The 18504-nt window shown below is 60.7% G+C and carries 18 protein-coding genes; 9 read left to right on the top strand and 9 right to left on the bottom strand.

Annotated elements, in window-relative coordinates:
* Window positions 1-387 precede the first annotated feature (387 nt).
* The gene (locus tag NKI52_RS28590; RefSeq protein WP_352646245.1) at window positions 388-1077 is read right to left on the bottom strand and encodes a haloacid dehalogenase type II; all 690 of its coding nucleotides are present in this window, start codon (window positions 1075-1077) and stop codon (window positions 388-390) included.
* A 428-nt stretch (window positions 1078-1505) separates the two neighbouring features.
* On the opposite strand from NKI52_RS28590, the gene NKI52_RS28585 reads away from it, so the two are divergent.
* A complete protein-coding gene (locus tag NKI52_RS28585; RefSeq protein WP_352700436.1) occupies window positions 1506-2882 on the top strand; it encodes an aspartate aminotransferase family protein in 1377 nt (458 codons plus the stop codon).
* A 349-nt stretch (window positions 2883-3231) separates the two neighbouring features.
* On the opposite strand, the gene NKI52_RS28580 is transcribed toward NKI52_RS28585, so the two are convergent.
* The 6 genes from NKI52_RS28580 to NKI52_RS28555 form a co-directional block, all read right to left on the bottom strand.
* Entirely contained in the window at window positions 3232-3558 is a 327-nt protein-coding gene (locus tag NKI52_RS28580; protein ID WP_352570968.1) for an HVO_A0114 family putative DNA-binding protein, read from the bottom strand.
* A 4-nt stretch (window positions 3559-3562) separates the two neighbouring features.
* Entirely contained in the window at window positions 3563-4102 is a 540-nt protein-coding gene (locus NKI52_RS28575; RefSeq protein WP_352578046.1) for a ribonuclease toxin HepT-like protein, read from the bottom strand.
* On the bottom strand, window positions 4089-4409 hold the full coding sequence (locus NKI52_RS28570; protein ID WP_352578045.1) for a nucleotidyltransferase domain-containing protein: 321 nt from the start codon (window positions 4407-4409) through the stop codon (window positions 4089-4091). The genes NKI52_RS28575 and NKI52_RS28570 overlap by 14 nt, the downstream gene beginning before the upstream one ends.
* A gap of 311 nt (window positions 4410-4720) precedes the next feature.
* Complete coding sequence (locus NKI52_RS28565; RefSeq protein ID WP_023678802.1) at window positions 4721-5197, bottom strand: Lrp/AsnC family transcriptional regulator; 477 nt, start codon at window positions 5195-5197, stop codon at window positions 4721-4723.
* A gap of 10 nt (window positions 5198-5207) precedes the next feature.
* A complete protein-coding gene (locus tag NKI52_RS28560; RefSeq protein WP_352700435.1) occupies window positions 5208-6281 on the bottom strand; it encodes a tartrate dehydrogenase in 1074 nt (357 codons plus the stop codon).
* An 84-nt stretch (window positions 6282-6365) separates the two neighbouring features.
* The gene (locus NKI52_RS28555; RefSeq protein WP_352692446.1) at window positions 6366-7691 is read right to left on the bottom strand and encodes an NAD(P)/FAD-dependent oxidoreductase; all 1326 of its coding nucleotides are present in this window, start codon (window positions 7689-7691) and stop codon (window positions 6366-6368) included.
* Window positions 7692-7847: 156 nt separating this feature from the next.
* Between NKI52_RS28555 and NKI52_RS28550 the strand changes: the two genes are divergently transcribed.
* The 6 genes from NKI52_RS28550 to NKI52_RS28525 all read left to right on the top strand — a co-directional run bounded on the left by NKI52_RS28550 (window position 7848) and on the right by NKI52_RS28525 (window position 15133).
* A complete protein-coding gene (locus NKI52_RS28550) occupies window positions 7848-8051 on the top strand; it encodes a hypothetical protein (protein WP_352692447.1) in 204 nt (67 codons plus the stop codon).
* 416 nt (window positions 8052-8467) lie between these two features.
* Window positions 8468-10132: an ABC transporter ATP-binding protein gene (locus NKI52_RS28545; RefSeq protein ID WP_352646235.1), complete on the top strand. Its 1665-nt coding sequence runs from the start codon at window positions 8468-8470 to the stop codon at window positions 10130-10132.
* A gap of 23 nt (window positions 10133-10155) precedes the next feature.
* Window positions 10156-11826 carry a peptide ABC transporter substrate-binding protein gene (locus NKI52_RS28540; RefSeq protein ID WP_352700434.1) on the top strand — a complete coding sequence of 557 codons (1671 nt, stop codon included), beginning with the start codon at window positions 10156-10158 and terminating at the stop codon, window positions 11824-11826.
* A gap of 84 nt (window positions 11827-11910) precedes the next feature.
* On the top strand, window positions 11911-12861 hold the full coding sequence (locus NKI52_RS28535; RefSeq protein ID WP_023678808.1) for an ABC transporter permease: 951 nt from the start codon (window positions 11911-11913) through the stop codon (window positions 12859-12861).
* Window positions 12862-12893: 32 nt separating this feature from the next.
* Window positions 12894-13772 carry an ABC transporter permease gene (locus NKI52_RS28530; RefSeq protein ID WP_023678809.1) on the top strand — a complete coding sequence of 293 codons (879 nt, stop codon included), beginning with the start codon at window positions 12894-12896 and terminating at the stop codon, window positions 13770-13772.
* 29 nt (window positions 13773-13801) lie between these two features.
* Window positions 13802-15133 (top strand): NAD(P)/FAD-dependent oxidoreductase, encoded by a 1332-nt coding sequence (locus NKI52_RS28525; protein ID WP_502897814.1) that lies wholly within the window; start codon window positions 13802-13804, stop codon window positions 15131-15133.
* Window positions 15134-15279: 146 nt separating this feature from the next.
* Here NKI52_RS28525 and NKI52_RS28520 read toward each other — a convergent pair whose 3' ends face one another.
* Both NKI52_RS28520 and NKI52_RS28515 read right to left on the bottom strand, forming a co-directional pair.
* A complete protein-coding gene (locus NKI52_RS28520; protein ID WP_352700437.1) occupies window positions 15280-15642 on the bottom strand; it encodes a hypothetical protein in 363 nt (120 codons plus the stop codon).
* Window positions 15548-16213 carry a hypothetical protein gene (locus tag NKI52_RS28515; protein WP_352700432.1) on the bottom strand — a complete coding sequence of 222 codons (666 nt, stop codon included), beginning with the start codon at window positions 16211-16213 and terminating at the stop codon, window positions 15548-15550. Before NKI52_RS28515 ends, NKI52_RS28520 begins: the two co-directional genes overlap by 95 nt.
* 54 nt (window positions 16214-16267) lie before the next feature.
* Between NKI52_RS28515 and NKI52_RS28510 the strand changes: the two genes are divergently transcribed.
* Both NKI52_RS28510 and NKI52_RS28505 read left to right on the top strand, forming a co-directional pair.
* On the top strand, window positions 16268-17305 hold the full coding sequence (locus NKI52_RS28510; RefSeq protein WP_352700431.1) for a GNAT family N-acetyltransferase: 1038 nt from the start codon (window positions 16268-16270) through the stop codon (window positions 17303-17305).
* 11 nt (window positions 17306-17316) lie between these two features.
* Window positions 17317-18495, top strand: a complete 1179-nt coding sequence (locus tag NKI52_RS28505; RefSeq protein WP_352700430.1) for an alanine racemase — start codon at window positions 17317-17319, stop codon at window positions 18493-18495.
* Window positions 18496-18504: the final 9 nt, after the last annotated feature.

Here is an 18504-nt window from a genome sequence, read left to right as displayed (position 1 = left end):
CACTCCGACGGCGTCCCCAGAGGGTCGCACATCTCCAGAATTCTGGTTACCCAGATATTCCCGATTCTCCAATCGTCCATTGATGCGATCCTTCTTCGATCGAGGACGGATCGCTAGAGATAACATTTGCGGCAAGATGGCGTCAGACATTTCTTCCGATAGGAAGACGGAGGCGCTCGCGATGTGGCCGCGCTTACGATCGGGTACCAATGGTTAGATCTTAACCACTAGTTATCTTGCAAGCAGGTGGAAACACTTACAGCCCCTAAAGCGTTGGAACAACAAAGAAAGGGGCGGTGAAAACCGTCCCTTTCTCTATTGCGACCAGTGAGCATTAACGTTTTGGGAGCGCCTCAGTCTGGTGCGACTGCGCCAACAAACAAACGTTCAGGCGAATTCCCGAACGGGCTCCAGTCCGACGGCGCCGGCCAGACCGCCGATATCCTTGATTTCGGTATATTCGTAGAAGGGGTTCGCAGGCTCGTGGCCGCGGTTCACCCAGACCTTGCTCTTGATACCGAGATCATAGGCGGTCATGAGATCGTAGCGAAATGAGGACGACACGTGCGTAATGTCCTCCGGGCCGCAGCCTAGTTTGTCGAACATATATTCGAAGCCCTTCATCTGCGGCTTGTAGGCGCCCGTCTCTTCGGCCGTGATGACCATGTGAAAGGGTGCGCCGAGTTTCTCCACGTTCGACATGATCAGGCTCTTCATGGAGTTCGACAGGATCACCAGCGGAATCTCCTTGGCGACCTTGGCCAGGCCCACCGGCACATCCGGGTGCGGACCCCATGTCGGCACTTCCGCATAGATGCGCTGGGCATCCTCGGGCCGGAATGCGACGCCGTTGCGCTTGCAGGTCCGTTCCACGGAATTGTGCACGACCTCGCTGTACGGCTTCCAGGCGCCAAGAACCTCGTCGAGGCGATAGGCCGAGAAATCCCTGATGAACTGCGCCATCCCAGCTGGGGAGAGCTGCGCACCATATACGCGTCTCGCCGCGCCGGACATGTCGAAGTTGGTCAGCGTGCCATAGCAGTCGAAGGTGATGTATTTCGGTCTGAACTGGGTCATGGGCGTCGATCCTTCCAATCCTGTCGGCACTGCGTGCCTTTAACAGCAAGGATCATAATGAGAACCGGAGAAGACTAGTCGCCGCATTCGATGCGTCCTGAAGCAGATTGTTTTGTAGTGCGTGAGAGCTTTGGCAGAGAGTTGCGCCTGAGTTCGTTTCGAGCTTCGGCGGGAGCGCGATCTCTCAGCCGTGCGTGGCATATGATGCGGTGCCAGCGGCAATGGAAAGTCAAAACGCCTATCGCTCAGGTTCTGGTCGGGAGGAACTGCTGTCCGCGGCCGCCTATCTTCGGCCTAGGCGAATTCAGGCCCGGAATGAACCATGACCGCGCAGCAGATCACGCTGGAAAACGAGCTGAAGGACGAAACCACACCACATCGGACTTATGCTCTCGTCAGTCAGGCACTACGCTGAATCGGAGGAAGAAATGCTGGCAAACTCACTGATCGAACTCGATCGCGCACACCTGGTTCACCCGTTTTCATGCTATCGGAGCCACGAGGACACGGGCGTGCGGGTGCTCAAATCCGCCAAGGGCGCAACCGTGACCGATGCAAGCGGGAAAACCCTGCTGGACGGATTTGCCGGTCTATGGTGCGTCAACATCGGATACGGCCAGGAAAGCGTCGTTGAAGCAGCCGCAAAGCAGCTAAGCGAGCTTCCCTATGCGACGGGATATTTCGGGCTGGGATCCGAGCCTGCCATTCGCCTTGCTGCCAGGCTTGCCGAACTGGCGCCCGGCGATTTGAACCATGTCTATTTCACGCTTGGCGGCTCCGACGCAGTCGACAGTACGATCCGCTTTATTCGCTATTACCACCATGCCACGGGTACGCCGCAAAAGGACCAGTTCATCTCGGTCGAGTATGGCTACCATGGATCCTCGACGGCAGGGTCAGGTCTGACAGCGATCCCGGCCTTCCATGCGGGTTTCGGCGTGCCTTACGACTGGCAGCACAAGATTCCCTCGCACTACGCCTATCGCAATCCGGTCGGTTCTGACCCGCAGTCGATCATCGATGCATCGGTCGGGGCGCTGCGGTCCAAAATCGCGGAACTCGGCGCGGGCCGCGTTGCGGCCTTTTACGCCGAACCCATCCAGGGTTCGGGCGGTGTCCTCGTTCCACCGACAGGTTGGCTGAAGGCTCTGCACGCCGTGTGCAAGGAACACGACATTCTGTTCGTTGCCGACGAAGTCATCACTGCCTTTGGCCGTACCGGCCCGCTCTTCGCGTGTGAGGAAGACGAGGTCGTGCCGGATTTCATGACCACGGCGAAGGGACTGACCTCGGGCTACGTGCCGATGGGCGCCGTTTTTATGTCGGACCAGGTGTACAATACGATCGCGGACGGAGCCGGCAAAGCGGCTGTCGGCCATGGCTATACTTATTCGGCCCATCCCGTTAGCGCGGCGGTCGGGCTCGAATGCCTGCGTCTTTATGAAGATGGCTTGCTCGAGAATGGGCGGAAGGCGGGCAAGCGCTTGATGGAAGGCCTTCGCTCGCTCGCCGACCACCCGCTGGTGGGCGACATTCGCGGTCGCGGCATGCTGGCAGCAATCGAGTTGGTCACTGACAAGGCACGCAAGACGCCGCTGCCGGTGGCGGCCGACCCGGGGCGCCGCATCTTCGAGCGCGCGTGGGCGAACGGCCTTGTCATCCGTGCCTTCAACAGCGGCATTCTCGGCTATGCGCCGCCGCTCTGCTGCACGGACGACGATATTGATGGAATCCTCGAACGCACGCGGATGACGCTGGACCAAACCCTCGAAGATAAGGATGTGCGGGCAGCGATGAAGGGCTGATCAGCGGGCGCATTGCATCGACCAGGGCTAAACTCACGCCGTCCGGGTCTTTCGCATGTTTCCCGGCCTAAATATCAGCCCAGACGCTTCTTTCTCCGCTATACGAACGGCTCCGAGAACGACATTCAACGCCAGGTGGCCCGGCCCAAGATTTCCGGCGAAACCCGCTTACAGGCAGGACGCGCCTGTCGTGATATCTTCCTGGGCCAAATGAAAACCGCTAAAACCTCCGGCCCTCCTTTTGGGACTAGCTTGGCGATCGGCTCGGCGTCACCGAGGCTTCACCTCCAATACTTGCCAAACCTGGTCAGCGGCGGTTTCGCATCCCACTGATCGACTTTTGCTCCTGTCACCCATCGCGCAGCAAAGATGATGGTCCGGCGATTTGTCTCCACGAATCGTCGACCTCGCATCGGCCATTCTGAAGCTCAGCGAGGTCGATCGTGACTCGTTGCACGGCGAGTTCGGGTCTCTTCGGCCTGGAGCCCGCCATTGAGACAATTCCCGCCCGCTCAAGGGCCGCCAAGGAGCGGGATACGTTCGGCTGCGGACGCGCCGCCAACCTGCACAGTTCCGTGATGCTTTGCGGTCGATACCGATGGATCAGCGCCACCAGCCGACAATTCTCAGGGGTCAACGCCCGCAGAACCTCTTCCGGCGCGCACGACTGAGCCATTGGTTCAGGGACCACCAGATGCCCCGCCGCCTGAGCCGTCGCCGCCGCCATCGCTGTCGTGCGTGTTTTCCTCAGTAAGGGTGCTTTCCAAGTAAACAATGGCCTCGACGAAAGACGGAAATGCCTCTTTTACCCTGTCGAGGCTTTCCTGCACCTTGTCTGTTTTCAGGTCAAAACCGTACCGATGCCTCACCAGGTGACGGAATCCCTTTAACTCACTCAACGACTGATAAAGCTCGGGGTCGAGCACAGCCGGCCGGATGCCTGCAATTTCCGCCGACATCTGATCGAGCACGTCCTGGTGCATCGTAGGCCCTTGGGGAACGAGGCCGTCTATGTCGTTGGAGAGGCTGAGCAGGATGTCCTCGATGCCGTTGTAGACATTGTGGACTCCCAGCGAAACTGCTGCGACCGCGCCCCATTCGCCGCGTGACAGCTCACTCCGATGAGCCGCCAGATATTCCTCGATTTGCTGCAGTTCCTTCGCAGCGCGGTCGATTTTTGGCGACAGTTTTGCGAATGCCGGATGCTTAAACGCTGTCATTAAGCAATTCCTGCACTCGTTCGGACGAAACGTCTGAGGCAAAGATCAGGTCATAAGGAATGTTCGTTCCCCGAAGCTGGTCTGCGACCAAGCGCTCTACCATGGCCCGGCGCGCGGGATCAGTGCGTCCGTGCACCAGCAGATCTACGTCCGAGTGGACGCGGAAACGGTTTTTCGCGAGGGATCCGACAACAGAGATATCGACGCCGCGGGCTTTGGCGTTCCGGAGAATACGCGATACACAGGCTTGCGCGGTCTTCCGGCGATCGTCAGCTCTTCGGTGGATCAAAGTGTTAATCTTGTTCATCTTTTCGCCTGTTGCCTTTGGTCCAACTGTGACCCGAGGCGAGATTGTCGCAACTCCGCAAGCTGTGCGTGCTAACTGCCTATATATCATTGTATGATATATTCAAGCCATTTGACGAGGACAAGGCGAAAACAGGCGTTCGCTGGAAATGTCCAGATGCAGTCGAAGTTTTAGGCTAAGCGCCGTTCAGGCGAGTGGCAATGACGGCCTCCGCCGAATCGTGACACCGTCATTCGACAAATGCCGCGCGCGCAACAAGATGGAGCTTGGCACGAGCGCCGCCGCTTGAGGACCGAGCCGGAGCAGCTTTCTCATTTGTCGAAAATGATGTCGAGAGGCAAATGGGATTTCACGATCGGTGACTTCAGCACGACGAAGCTGAAATATTTGTCGATTCCGATATCCAATTCGATCATGCGCTCCATGATCGTCTGGTACTCGCTGATGCCCGCTGTGACAAACTTCACAAGATAGTCGTAGCCGCCTGAAACCAGATGGCATTCGATGACAGAATCGACTTTCTGAATTGCGGTGAGAAATCTCGCGAAGTCGTTCTGTTGATGGTGCTTGAGCGTGACTTCGGTGAAGATCGTTAGAGTCTGTCCGAGCTTGGACACATCGATCTGGGCGGAATAGCCGGTGATGAAGCCTTCCGCCTGAAGCTTCTTCACCCGCATCAGGCAAGGGCTCGGCGAAAGGTTGACCAGGTCGGCAAGCTCGACATTCGTGACCCGCCCGTTCTTTTGCAGTTGGGATAAGATCTTGATGTCGATCCTGTCGAGCTTCATTGGAAACCTGTCAGACGTTCGAACCGCGGATCGCCCGACAGACGGCGTCCGTCACCTCCTGCGTGGTCGCTGTCCCTCCTACGTCCGGCGTCAGCACGCCTTCACTCGTCACCGCTTCCACAGCGCTCATCAACCGCACGGCCGCTGCGCTCTCGCCCAGATGTTCGAGCATCTGGGCAGCGGTCCAGAAGGTGGCGACCGGGTTGGCAATACCTTTGCCGGCGATGTCGAATGCCGAGCCGTGAATTGGCTCGAACATCGAGGGATAGCGCCGCTCGGGATCAATGTTGGCGGTCGGTGCAACGCCGAGACTGCCCGCGAGCGCGCCTGCAAGGTCCGACAATATGTCGGCGTGAAGATTGGTGGCGACGATCGTATCGAGGCTCCGAGGTTTCAACGTCATACGCACTGTCATAGCATCGACTAGCATCTTGTCCCACGCGAGGTCCGGGAATTCCCGCGCCACCTCGGCTGCGATTTCGTCCCACATTACCATGCCGTGACGCTGCGCGTTGGATTTCGTAACAACTGTCAGGAGCTTTCGTGGCCGTGACTGCGCCAGCCGGAATGCATAGCGCATGATGCGGGTGACGCCGACGCGCGTGAAGATCGCGACCTCGGTTCCGACCTCCTCGGGGAGTCCGCGATGGGCGCGGCCGCCGTGGCCCGAATACTCACCCTCGGAATTCTCCCGCACGATCACCCAATCCAGATCGCCAGGGCCAACGCCCGCCAGCGGCGAAACAATCCCGGGCAATATCCTGGTCGGCCGCACGTTGGCGTACTGATCAAAGCCTTGGCAGATCGGCAGCCGGAGGCCCCAGAGCGTGATGTCGTCAGGCAGATCGGGGGCGCCGACCGCGCCAAAGAAGATGGCGTCGAAGCGCTTCAGTTGCGCCACCCCATCTTCGGGCATCATCCGACCATGGGCCTTGTAATAGTCTGAGCCCCAGTCGAAGTGCCGGACGCGGAGCTTGAAGTCGCCGCAGCGCTGCTGCAGCGCCTCAAGCGCCTGGAGACCTGCGGCAATCACCTCTGGGCCGATCCCGTCGGCAGGAATGGCGGCAATCTCATATTCGCGCATCGTCACTTCCCTGTTTTTTGGTGCTGGCCGCCTCGTGACCTCAATCTCGTGTGCGATCGATTGTATGTTGGCAAGACGGTCTTCTCAGAATTCAGCGACCTTGCCCCACGCAGCAGTCTTCAGGCGCTCGGGCCTATAAGGACGCGGATCGACGATAGGCTCGCTGCCTGTAATGATGTCGGCGATCATATGCCCCGCGCCGGGGCCGATCCCGAAGCCGTGACCGCTGAATCCCGCCGCCAGGATGAAGCCCGGAATCCCCTCCACTTCGCCGACTGCGGGAATGCCATCGGGTGTACTGTCGATATAACCCGCCCATACATCGGAGATCGCGACGCGTTGGAGTTCGGGGATCAATTCGCAGGCTCTTCGATATGTCAGCCGAATCTGTCCCATGTCAGGCTTCGGGTCGAGAATGCGGTTCCGTTCCATTGGCGTGATGTCGTCGAGGGCCCATTTGCGCAGGCTTTCATGGCCTTGACGCCAGCCCTCGAAGGCGCCCGGGGCGAGATTGCGCCAGCGGCGGGCGAACATAGGTACAAACTCGCGGCTGAACCTGAACTGCTGCAGCGTTGGATCGACACGCGCCCGCCCGCTGATCGCCAGCGCGTATCCACCGTTGCTGCGCCGCGTCAGAGAGACGCGCGTGGTATGCAGGGCATCCGGCAGGCTGTTTGCGCCGGGTGCCACGGCCAGAATGGACGAACGCACGGCAGCTTGCGGGAAACGCACACCAAGCTGGTTGCAGAAGGAAGAAGCCCACGCGCCCCCGGCCATGACAACAGTCTTTGTATGGATGGTGCCCGCTTCGGTCACCACAGCGCTCACCCGGCCGGCGCTCAATTCCAGCCCGCGCGCCGCGCAATGCTGATGTACGGTGCCGCCCGCCGCCATGATGCCGCGCGCCGCAACCGGCACTGCCTTGGAAGGGTCCGCCGTTCCGTCAGTTGGCGAGAACACGCCACCTTTCCATTTGCGGCCCGTCGCTTTGCCCCGTTCGGTGGCTTCTTCCGCGCTCAGCATGTGCGTGGTGATCCCGACCGTTCTCGCAAAATCGCGCCACTTCGCCCAGCCTGCCAGCTCATTTTCGTCTTGTGAGAGATAGAGGAGCCCGCAGCGGCGAAAGCCGGTGTCTTGGCCGGTCTCCTGTGCCACCTTGTCCCAGAGGTCGAGACTCTTGGTCGCCATCGGCAGCTCGCGCGCATCGCGGTTCTGCTGGCGGCACCAGCCCCAGTTGCGGCTGGACTGCTCGGCCGCGATGCGCCCCTTCTCGACCAGGGCGACCTTGAGGCCGCGGCGCGCCAGATAGTATGCGCTGAACACGCCCACCACGCCGCCGCCGATAACGACGACGTCCGCCTCGCGAGGGAGGGAAGGGCTGCAGTCGATGTGCATGAGCGGCGCGGGCATGGATGGGACTCCGGTAATTTGAAGCATCCTAACCTGCCGCCCGCAGAGGCAGGCTGCGGAGTTTGTGCCTGGACGGAATTTCCTGCGTTTAGCAGCCTCCAGGACAGGCAATTATTGCGCGAAAGGCTCGCTGCGAGCCAAGCAGGAGTACACTTCATGCAGTCGCGTCATCTGCGGTATGGGCGGCACACGGCGCAGTTGTCGACCTTGATCGGCAGCGCCTTGGCCGACATTGTGATGGGCCGCACGGTCACCAATCCGCTCGGCGGCATGGCCTGCACATGTGCCGATGTACACCGGAAAGCCTTGGTCCTATCCCTCTTGGGCGCGTATTGCCGGATGAAGGATATGGTTGCCTGATCCCGGTTTCCGCGCCGAAACGGGAACAGAGTGAAATGCCGAACTGGATGTTCTTTTCAGAAGTTCCTGCCGCGCGAGGGCCAAGTTTCGAAGACTCTGCGGAAACAGAACAGTCAAACTGGCTGGAAGAACGGAGCAACCCTTCCTTATGGTAGGCAGGCTCCAGAGGACATCCGACAGGCAGGGCTTGCCCCTTCGGAGAGTTCTCCAAGAAAAAAGGGAACAGAGTCCGGTACACGGACCGGATTTCATAAGGGAACCGCCAGGATGAGCAGAACCCGTCTCTCGCAGACTCAGCGCGCGAAGCGCCGAGAAGGCCAGACTACGGCCGCTACGGTGAGGCGCTTCTGCTCAAAGGGCGATGAAGCGGTCCGCAACGGGGTGGACGCGCTCGGTTGAAAGGGGAGGTGATCTCGATGGTCGCAAGCATCCAGGCTGTAGCCCCCCACGATGTGGCGCTTTCGGTGCGCGACCTCACGGTGAATTTGCCGCAAGGCATGGAACGGACCCATGCTGTCAAAGATATTTCCTTCGATCTGAAACGCGGCCAGATACTCTGCATCATAGGCGAGTCCGGATCGGGTAAGTCGGTCACGGCGAACGCGATCATGGGGCTACTGCCCAAGGTGATCCACCTCTCATCGGGAATAATCCAGCTGGAGGGGATGAACATCGTCGGCATGTCGCCAGACAAGCTGCGCAACCTGCGTGGACGGGTCGTGTCGATGATCTTTCAGGACCCGCTCTCGGCGCTCAATCCCCTGATGACGGTGGGCGCGCAGATTGACGAGGTCATGGCAGCGCATGGCTTCGGCACGCCACAAACCTGTCGAAGCCGCGCAATCGAACTGCTCACTGAAGTAGGCCTGCCAGATCCCGAACTCATGTATTACCAGTACCCTTTCCGGCTTTCGGGCGGGCAGCGGCAGCGCGTCATGATCGCCATGGCCCTGGCGCTCGAGCCGACGGTGCTGATTGCGGATGAACCAACCACCGCGCTCGACGTCACCACCCAGGCTCAGATCCTGCAACTGATCCGTGACATTCAGCGGCGCAAGGGCATGAGCGTGATGTTCATCACCCACGATTTCGGCGTGGTGGCCGAGATCGCCGACAGCGTCGTGGTGATGGAAAAGGGCCATGTCGTCGAACAGGGCAGCGCCGAGCAGGTGCTGAAGTCGCCCAAGCACCCTTATACCCAGCGCCTGATTGCAGCCGTACCGCATTTGACCGGCGAAGATCGCCCTCGTCCGGAGGCTGCCAGCAAGGAGCCGATCCTGAAGGTTGAGGGTCTGGTGAAGACCTATCGCGGCGGCAGCGCGCTGTTCGGCGCGCAACGAGTTGTGACAGCGGTCAACGAGGTTTCGTTCGAACTGGCGCCCGGCCGCACGCTTGGGGTCGTAGGCGAGAGCGGTTCGGGGAAATCCTCGCTGGGCCGGCTGCTGATCAAGCTGCTGGACAATGACGGCGGCGGGATCTTGTTCGAGGGCTGTGACATAGCCAGGCTTTCCGAAGCGAAGTTCCGCCCGCTTCGACCGCGGATCCAGATGATCTTCCAGGATCCCTTCGCTTCTCTGAACCCACGCTCGACGGTCGGTCACATCATGACGGTAGGCCCGATGGCACACGGGATGCCTTATGTCCAAGCGCGCGATGAAGCGCGTGCGCTTCTGGCCCATGTCGGTCTCGATGCCGGCGCTTTTGGCCGCTACCCGCACGAGTTCTCGGGTGGGCAACGCCAGCGCATCGGCATCGCTCGTGCGCTGATGTTCAAGCCGAAGCTGTTGATTGCCGACGAGGCGGTCTCCGCACTCGACGTGTCGATCCAGGCGCAGATCCTGCAGCTTCTGGACCAGATCCAGCGCGAGACGGGCGTGTCGATGGTCTTCATCACGCACGACCTGCGCGTCGCCAGCCAGATCTGCGACGAAATCGCGGTGATGCAGAAGGGCCGGATCGTCGAGCGCGGACCGCCCTCGCAAATATTCCTGAACCCGCAAGCAGCCTACACGCGCCAACTGGTAGCGGCAATTCCAGGAGAGCGGCCGGGCAATGCCCGTTCAGTAGCAGCAAACGCATAAGCAATAACAAGAGAGGAACTACCATGACCAAAAATTCATCGACTACGTCCAACTACTCGAGGCGCGAAGCGCTGCGACTGATGGCGATAGGTGGGGCTGCAGGCCTCATCGCGCCCAATCTGTTGGGCAAGCCCGCCTTCGCCAAGACCCCTCCTGCAGGCCCGGCCGGTCGCGTCATCGTCGGCCTCTCCCAAGAGCCGACCGTGTTCAATCCGCTGATGGCGCATATCGAAGTCGATGACGCGGTCCATTTCTCGGTTTTCGACGCGCTGGTCCGCATGGATCCCCAAGGTGGCCTACATCCAAACCTCGCAGCCGAGGTGCCAAGCCAAAAGAACGGCGGCATTTCGGAGGACGGTCTCAACTGGCGCATTCGGTTGCGTGACAATGCCCGCTGGCACGATGGTGAGCCCTTCACGGCCGAGGACGTGAAATTCACCCTTGAACTCATCACGAACCCGAAGTTTCGCGCTTGGCGCACGAGCGGCCATTCGCTCGTGCAGGACATCACAGTGGTTTCGCCCACCGAGATCACATGGCGGATGAAGGAGGCTTTTGCGCCCTATCTTTCGTTCTTGGCCGAAACGTTCATCGTGCCCAAGCACATTCTGGAGAAAGAGGCCGATCCGAATACAGCTGCGTTCAACCAGGCGCCGGTCGGCACCGGCGCATTTAAATGGAGCGAGCGCGTCGCAGGTGATCACATCGAGCTCGTCGCCAATCCTGAGTACGCGGGCGAAGGCCCCTATGTCGAGCAGCTCATCTTCAAATACATCCCCGACATGACGGTGCTCTACACGCAATTCAAGAGCGGCGACGTGGACCTGGTCGATCAGTCGTACATCACCGCCGACCATTATACTGAAGCCCGCGAACTAGCAGACCGCGTGGTGACACTTGAGACCGGGTCATCCCTGGAGTCGATCTACCTCAATTTGGGCCGCCCGCAGTTCAAGGAGTTGGCAGTGCGCCAGGCGCTCTACGCCGCCTTGGATAGGAAAGCGATCGTCGACACGATCTATTACGGCGTGGGCACTCTCACCGAGACCTTCATGCCGAAGGAGTCCTACTACTACGACCCGAACCTGCCGGTTCAGGAGTTCAATCTGGACCGGGCGCGCCAAATCCTTGATGAGGCCGGCTGGGCGCCGGGGCCGGATGGAATCCGCGCCAAGGATGGGGTGCGACTGTCCTTCTCCAACTCGACAACTTCTGGCAACAACCTCCGCGAGCAGACGCAGCAGTTCCTGCAGCAGACGTTTGCCGAGATCGGCGTCGAGATGACGATCTCGAATTTGCCGGCTGCAGTCATGTGGGGCGAGTTCTGGCTGAAATCGCAATTCGACACCGCCATGGTGGGCGTCACCTATCTGATTGCCGCGGACCCCGACGCCACAAACCGGCTCCATACGAAGGCAATCGCCGCTCAAGGCGGACACGGTTCGAACACCGGGCAATATTCCAATCCTGAGGTCGATGCCCTGCTCGAAAAGGGTGCTCGCAGCTTCGATCCGGAAGAACGACGCGGGATCTATAATCGCGTGCAGGAAGTGGTGCGCCATGATCTGCCCTTCCTGCCGCTGTTCGCGTACACAATCGTCCTCGGGCGCAAGAAAGGGTTGGACGGCTTCGAGCCCAACGCCAACACCCGCACCGCGTCGTGGGATGCCGCAGCCTGGCAGTGGAAGGCCTAATCCACGCAGTTGCCGCCGCCCCGCCGATTCCGCCGCGGCGGCGGCAACAGACTAAAATCATCAACCCACAATGGAGGGACTCGAATGCGCGGCTTCCTGCTCAATCGCCTCTCGCAGAGCCTGGTGCTGCTTGTGATCGTTTCGATCATCGGCTTCGGCATTCTGAACCTCCTTCCCGGCGGCCCGCTGGCGCAATTCGGGCTCGATCCCGGAATGACCCAGCAGGATATCGAGCGTCTCAAGGGGCTGCTGGGCCTCGATCGACCCATATGGATCCAATATCTGGACTGGGCATGGCGGCTGGTGCGGGGCGACTGGGGTCACTCCTTCCGCGACGGAGCGCCGGTATTGGAGGTGATCGGCAGCCATCTCTTTGCCACGCTGCTGCTGATGGGGTCCTCAACCGCAATTGCGATCTCCATTGGCGCCTGGATTGGAATCCGAGGCGCCACGCGCCGCTACTCGCTGTTCGATTATCTTGCAACTGTCGGGGCCATGGTTGCGTTGTCGGTCCCCACCTTCTGGTTCGGACTCGTCGGCATCTACGTCTTTTCCCTGAAGTTGGGTTGGCTGCCTGCGGGTAATATGTCCGAGATCGGCGACGCCTCAATCCTGGGCTACCTCCACCATCTGATCCTGCCAAGTATCGTGCTGTCGCTGGTCCATGTCGCGATCTGGAGCCGCTACATGCGGACGGCCACTCTCGACGCCATTAGCCAGGACTTCGTCAAGACGGCTCGGGCCAAGGGGTTGAGTGAACGCCGGATTCTGATGAAGCATGTCGTCGGCAACGCACTTTTGCCGATGATTACCCTGGCCGGGATGCAGCTTCCCAGTGTCCTCACTGGCGCGCTCGTGACCGAAACCGTCTTTACCTGGCCAGGAATGGGACGGTTGTTCCTCGATAGCCTTGGTTACAGCGACTATCCGGTTGTGATGGGGCTGCTGATGTTCTCCGCCATCCTCGTTCTGCTTGGAAACCTGATCGCCGACATTGTCGTCGCTATTGTCGATCCGCGCATTCGTCTGGCTTGAGCGCGCAACTTCCCCGACAGGAGACAGCCGATATGACCGCTTTCACCGCAAATGCAGCTCCAAGCCGATGGAGAAACAACCGCGCGGCACGTCGTTTCATGCGTCATCGCTTGGCGCTGCTCGGGCTGGCGATGATCATCTTCCTGAGCCTCGCTTGCGTCCTCGGCCCCCATCTCCTGCCTTATGACTCACTGTATATCGATCTGCGGGCCCGCTTTGCCCCTCCGCTGACGGGCTACCACTTTCTAGGTACCGATCCGCTTGGCCGCGACGTGGCGGCAAGGCTTTTGATGGCGGGACGAATCTCGCTGCTGGTGGGTTTCTTTGCCATGGTTTTGTCGACACTCATCGGCACCCTGGTCGGCGTAATTGCCGGCTATCGCGGCGGCTGGGTCGGGGCCACGCTGATGCGCACGGTCGATGGATTCCTGTCATTCCCATCGATCTTTCTGCTGCTGGCGCTGGCTGCCGCACTGAAGCCCAGTCCTGTGATGATCACCGTCATTATCGCCCTCACCAGTTGGATGGAGGTTGCCCGCATAGTCGAAGCGGAAGTCCGCTCGTTACGCGAACGCGAGTTCGTCCTAGCCGGGCGAATGCTGGGATTGAGCGGCACCCACATCATGTTCCGCGAGATACTGCCCAACGCCATGGGGCCGATTATCGTCGCTTCCACCTTGACGGTCGCGCGCGCCATTCTCATGGAAGCCTACATCAGTTTCCTCGGCTACGGGATCCAGCCGCCACTGCCCAGCTGGGGCAACATGCTCAATGGCGCCCAGCAATATCTGGGCAGCGCACCTTGGCTGGCAATCATTCCCGGAGCTGCAATCACCATCGCGGTAACCAGTTTCAATTTCATCGGTGACGGGCTGCGTGATGCGCTCGACGTCCGAGACGACCACATCTGAAGTTTCACCGACCGTAGATTACCCCTGCAATGCAGCGAGAAGTCAGCCACGTGCAAGAGCCTCATATCGCCGACAAGAACACACCCTACTGGTGGGAAGCAGCGCCCGTCATGCCGCTGCCGCGGCAGCCAGTCGCAAAGAACCTTGACGTGGCAATTATCGGCGCCGGTTATGCCGGGCTTTCGGCCGGGCTTGCGCTGGCGCGCGAGGGACGCTCGGTCGCCGCTTTTGATGCGATGAATCCGGGCGAGGGTGCTTCCACGCGCAACGGCGGGATTACGAGCGGGACCATCCGGCCGGACCATGCCACGATCACCCGGCGCTTCGGGGAAGAGAAGGCCATGGCGATCGAGACCGAGGGCAAGGTCGCACGCGAATTCCTCTACGACTTCATCAAGACCGAAGGGCTCGACTGCGACTTCCGACGGGTTGGCCAGTTCAAAGGCGCTTTCGGATACGAACAATATGGGAAGATGGCGCGCGGCGCCGAGACGCTGGCGAAGAAACTGGGGATCGAGTCCTACGCGGTTCCGCATGCCGAGCAGCGAAATTATATCGGCACCGACTTCTACCGCGGCGGAACCGTTCGGATGGACATTGGCGGGCTGCACCCCGCAAAATTCCATGCTGAGCTCCTGCGGGTGGCGCTCGCATCCGGGTTGGCGGTCCATTCGCATACAGTGGTCAAGTCGATCGAGAGGAACCGTTCGGGGTTCCGCGTCGCGACTTCGGCAGGGACGGTGGATGCACGGCAGGTTCTGGTCTGTACCAACGGCTATACCGACGGCGCCGCTCCCTTCCTGCGCCGCCGCCTGGTTCCGGTCCGCAGCCGGATCATCGTCACCGAAGAACTTGCGCCCGATGTCATGGCGCGACTGATGCCGAAGCTGATGACGATCACCGAGAACCGGCAACTCGGTTTCTATTATCGTCCCTCGCCCGACGGAAAACGTATCCTGCTGGGGGGCCGTGACAGTTCCCGCGTCGGCGATCCGGCGGCGCCGAAACTTCTCCTTCGCAAGGGCCTGGTGAACCTTTTCCCGGAGTTGGAGAACGTGCGCCTTTCGCATTGCTGGTTCGGCAATGTGGCGATGAACCGAGACATGCTGCCCCGCATCTTCGAGAAGGACGGCGTGGTCTATGCAACTGGCTTCTGCGGTTCGGGCGTGGTCTGGGCGCCATGGATTGGCATGCGTGCGGCCCACAAGTTGATGGGGCATGGCGAGCAGTCGCGCACTGCGTTCGACTTTCGACCGCCTTCGGCCGTCCCGCTCTATCGTGGCAATCCGTGGTTCATGCCGGCGATTATCCAGGGCTATCGGTTGCAGGACCGTCTCGCCTTCTGGCGCGCCAGACGCTAGTCGCCGACATCGGGGGCGATCCGTGGTTCATGCGGGCAACCCTTTGGCGCGCCCGCCGCTGACACGACTGCAGGATCGCGCGGGGTCACCTTGTTGCCGGAGAGTGTCGAAAAATCCGTCGGGACTGGGGCCTGGTGCGAAACTGATCAGCGGTGGGACGCCTTTGCGCGGATCAGCGCGTCGGCCATGTAGAGGTCCTGCAGGGAGATGCCGGAACTGTCGAAGACCGTGATCTCATTGTCGAAGCGGCGTCCGAGCGCACGCCTTTCAATAACGTCGCCGATTTGTGTTACCACAAGCACGCCGACGTCGATCTCGTCGCGCACGTATTGGAACTCGCCGATCTGGACGGACTGGGAAAGCAGATCACAAAACAGACGTGCCTTGGGAAATAATTCGCTCGGCAATTCGCGTTTACCCGGAGCATCCGACCCGATGCTGACGATATGGGTTCCGGGTCCCACCCAAGCGGCATCGAACAGCGGTTCGCGTGCGGGTGTCGCCGTCACCACGATGTCGGCCGTGCGCACGGCTTCTTCCGGCACGGCAGCGAGCGCCTTCAGTCCCCTTTCGCCGATCTGATCGACAAAAGCGCCGCGGCGAAGGCCGGGCCACGATCAGCACGGTTTCGATTGGGCGGATGCGTGCCAGTGCCATCACTTCGAAGCTCGCCTGGTTGCCGGCCCCGAAGATCGCCAGAACCTTGGCTTGCTTGTGCGCAAGAAGATCGGCCGCAACCGCGTCGGCGGCGGCCGTCCTGTAGGCGTTGACCTTCCCGGCCTCGACTACGGCGCCGAGCCGACCTGTATGCTGATCGAGCAGCACGATGGTCGAGTTGTGGCGGGGAAGGCCACGTGCCGAGTTGCCCGACCAGAAGGAGCCAATTTTCACGCCGGTCAGCTCGCCCGACGAACCGGATTTGATTGAGAAGGTATTGGTCACCTCCTGTGTGCGCCCGAGAACAGCCGGAAAGACCCAGCTCTGCCGCGAAGCTGCCGCCACGAGAGCCTCGCGCGCCGCCTCGAAAGCAAGTTCATGCGTGACGAGGGCGGCTGACTCCTCTTCGCTGATGTAGATCATCCAAAATTCCTCCTGGGCATCGCCGATCGGGCAACCACGAAGCGGCGATTCAAGGTGCCAGGTATTCCTCGCCCGATTTGCACGATTTGGCATGCCGAGGAACTCCATAAAACGAATAATACCGCTGATTTGAAGGGGCAAAACAGCAGCGAAATCTGTCCGCCGGGCGCGACTCTAAGATCCGACTTCAATCCGACTCTGGATCAACTGACAGCGTTGCACCTTATGGCCTTTGAGCATGACAGAGATATCGTCAGCGCCCCGATCGAGCTGATGAAATTGGAAACCCGCCATTTGCCGAGCGCACTGAAGCTGTCGCAGGAGATGGCCTGGCCCTACCGTCAGGAGGATTGGGAATTTGCCCTGATGGTCGGCAATGGCCTGGTCCTTGAGCGGGCAGGACAGGTGATTGGCACGGCCATGTCCTGGAATTACGGACAGTCCTATGCCTCGGTCGGGATGATCATAGTTACTGGCTCCGCGCAAGGCGGTGGCAACGGCGCCCGGCTCTTTGATGGATTGCTTGAGGCGACACACGGTCGCAACCTGCTGCTCAACTCAACCGAAGAGGGGCTGGCGCTCTACAAGCGACGCGGCTTCACTGCATGGGGCACGGTGCTTCAGCACCAGGGCTCGCTGGCTGTCGCCGTGACGCGGAGTACCCGCGACGACATCCGTCAAGCGACAGCCTCTGACCTCGCGGCAATCCAGGCCTTCGACGAACGGGCCACGGGCATGCCCCGGCTGCCGATGGTGGCTGCGCTCGCCGATGTGGGCAACGCATTGGTCATTGAGCGCAGGGGACGGATTGCAGGCTACGCTGTCGCGAGGAGGTTTGGTCGCGGCTATGTCGTCGGCCCCTGTGCAGCCGAGAGCGACCACGACGCGCGGCTTCTGATCCTGGCCCAGCTTTCGAAGCTTCACAATCAATTCGTTCGCATCGACGTCTATGCCGAGGATGGATTGGGCGACTGGCTTGCGAGCCTTGGCCTGCAGCGGTCCGGCACTGCGACCGCCATGGTCAAAGGACAACGACCCGTCGCCGAGGGGCCAGCCCATATGTATGCGTTGGCAAACCAGTCGTTCACTTAGGAAACGAGACTATGAATAAGATGGCGGCAAGCCTGGCGGTGAGCGAGACGGCTAGGACGATCGACGCCTTGGTCACCCCGACGCTGCTTCTCGACCGTGGCCGGCTCGAGCACAACATCAAGGGTCTGGCTGAGCGCGCCAGGAAGCTTGGCGTGGTGCTGCGCCCGCATATGAAGACGGCCAAGAGCATCGATGTCGCCCGATACGCGTTCCATCGCGAACGCGGTCCGATCACGGTCTCGACCATCGCCGAGGCAGAGTATTTCGCGGGCCATGGCTTTCGAGACATGATCTACGCGGTCGGCATCTCGCCGGCCTCGGCCAAGCGGGCCATGGAGCTTTGTCGCCGCACCGGCGCTGATGTGAAGCTGTTGCTCGATTCGGTCGGGCAGACCGATGCCCTGGCCGGCGTCCGCGAAGCCACCGGTATGACCCCATCTGTTTTCATCGAACTGGACTGCGATGACCATCGCGGTGGCTTGAGGCCGGACGACCCGAAGTTGCTCGACGTGGCCGGCAGTGTCGTCGCGGCCAGTGCCAATCTCGTCGGCGTTCTCGCCCATGCAGGCGAATCCTATGGCTTGAACACGCCCGATGCGCTGGTCAAGGCAGGCGAGAACGAGCGTTCAGCCACGGTGCGCGCCGCTGAAATCCTGCGCGCCCATGGCCATGCCTGCCCGATCGTCAGCGTCGGCTCAACGCCGACAGCGCATTTCGCCAGCAATCTTGAGGGGGTCACGGAGCTGCGCGCCGGGGTCTACATGTTCTTCGACCTGGTCCAGCACGGCGTTGGGGTGTGCGAACTCGACGATATCGCGATTTCCGTATTGGCCACGGTGATCGGGTCCAAGCCGGAAAAGGGATGGGTGCTGGTCGATGCAGGGTGGATGGCGCTTTCGCGCGACCGGGGAACCGCAAACCAGCAGATCGACCGGGGTTACGGCGTAGTCTGCGACGAAAAGGGGCGGGTGCTTGAAGATGTGATCGTGGCCCAGGCCAGCCAGGAACACGGTATTCTCGCCATTCGTGCCGGCTCTGGAAAGTCCATGCCCGAGTTGCCGCTCGGGACTCGGGTCCGCATTCTGCCCAACCATGCGTGTGCGATGGCCGCCCAGCATGATTTCTACAGCGTTGTCAACGGGGACAGCCCCAAGATTGAAGCGCGTTGGGAGCGGATGCGCGGCTGGTAGGCGCGCGAC

The sequence above is a fragment of the Mesorhizobium sp. M0590 genome, assembly GCF_040320905.1.
GTDB lineage: Bacteria > Pseudomonadota > Alphaproteobacteria > Rhizobiales > Rhizobiaceae > Mesorhizobium.
The sequence above is the reverse complement of the archived record's forward strand: the minus strand, read 5'-3'. Positions and strand labels throughout refer to the sequence as shown.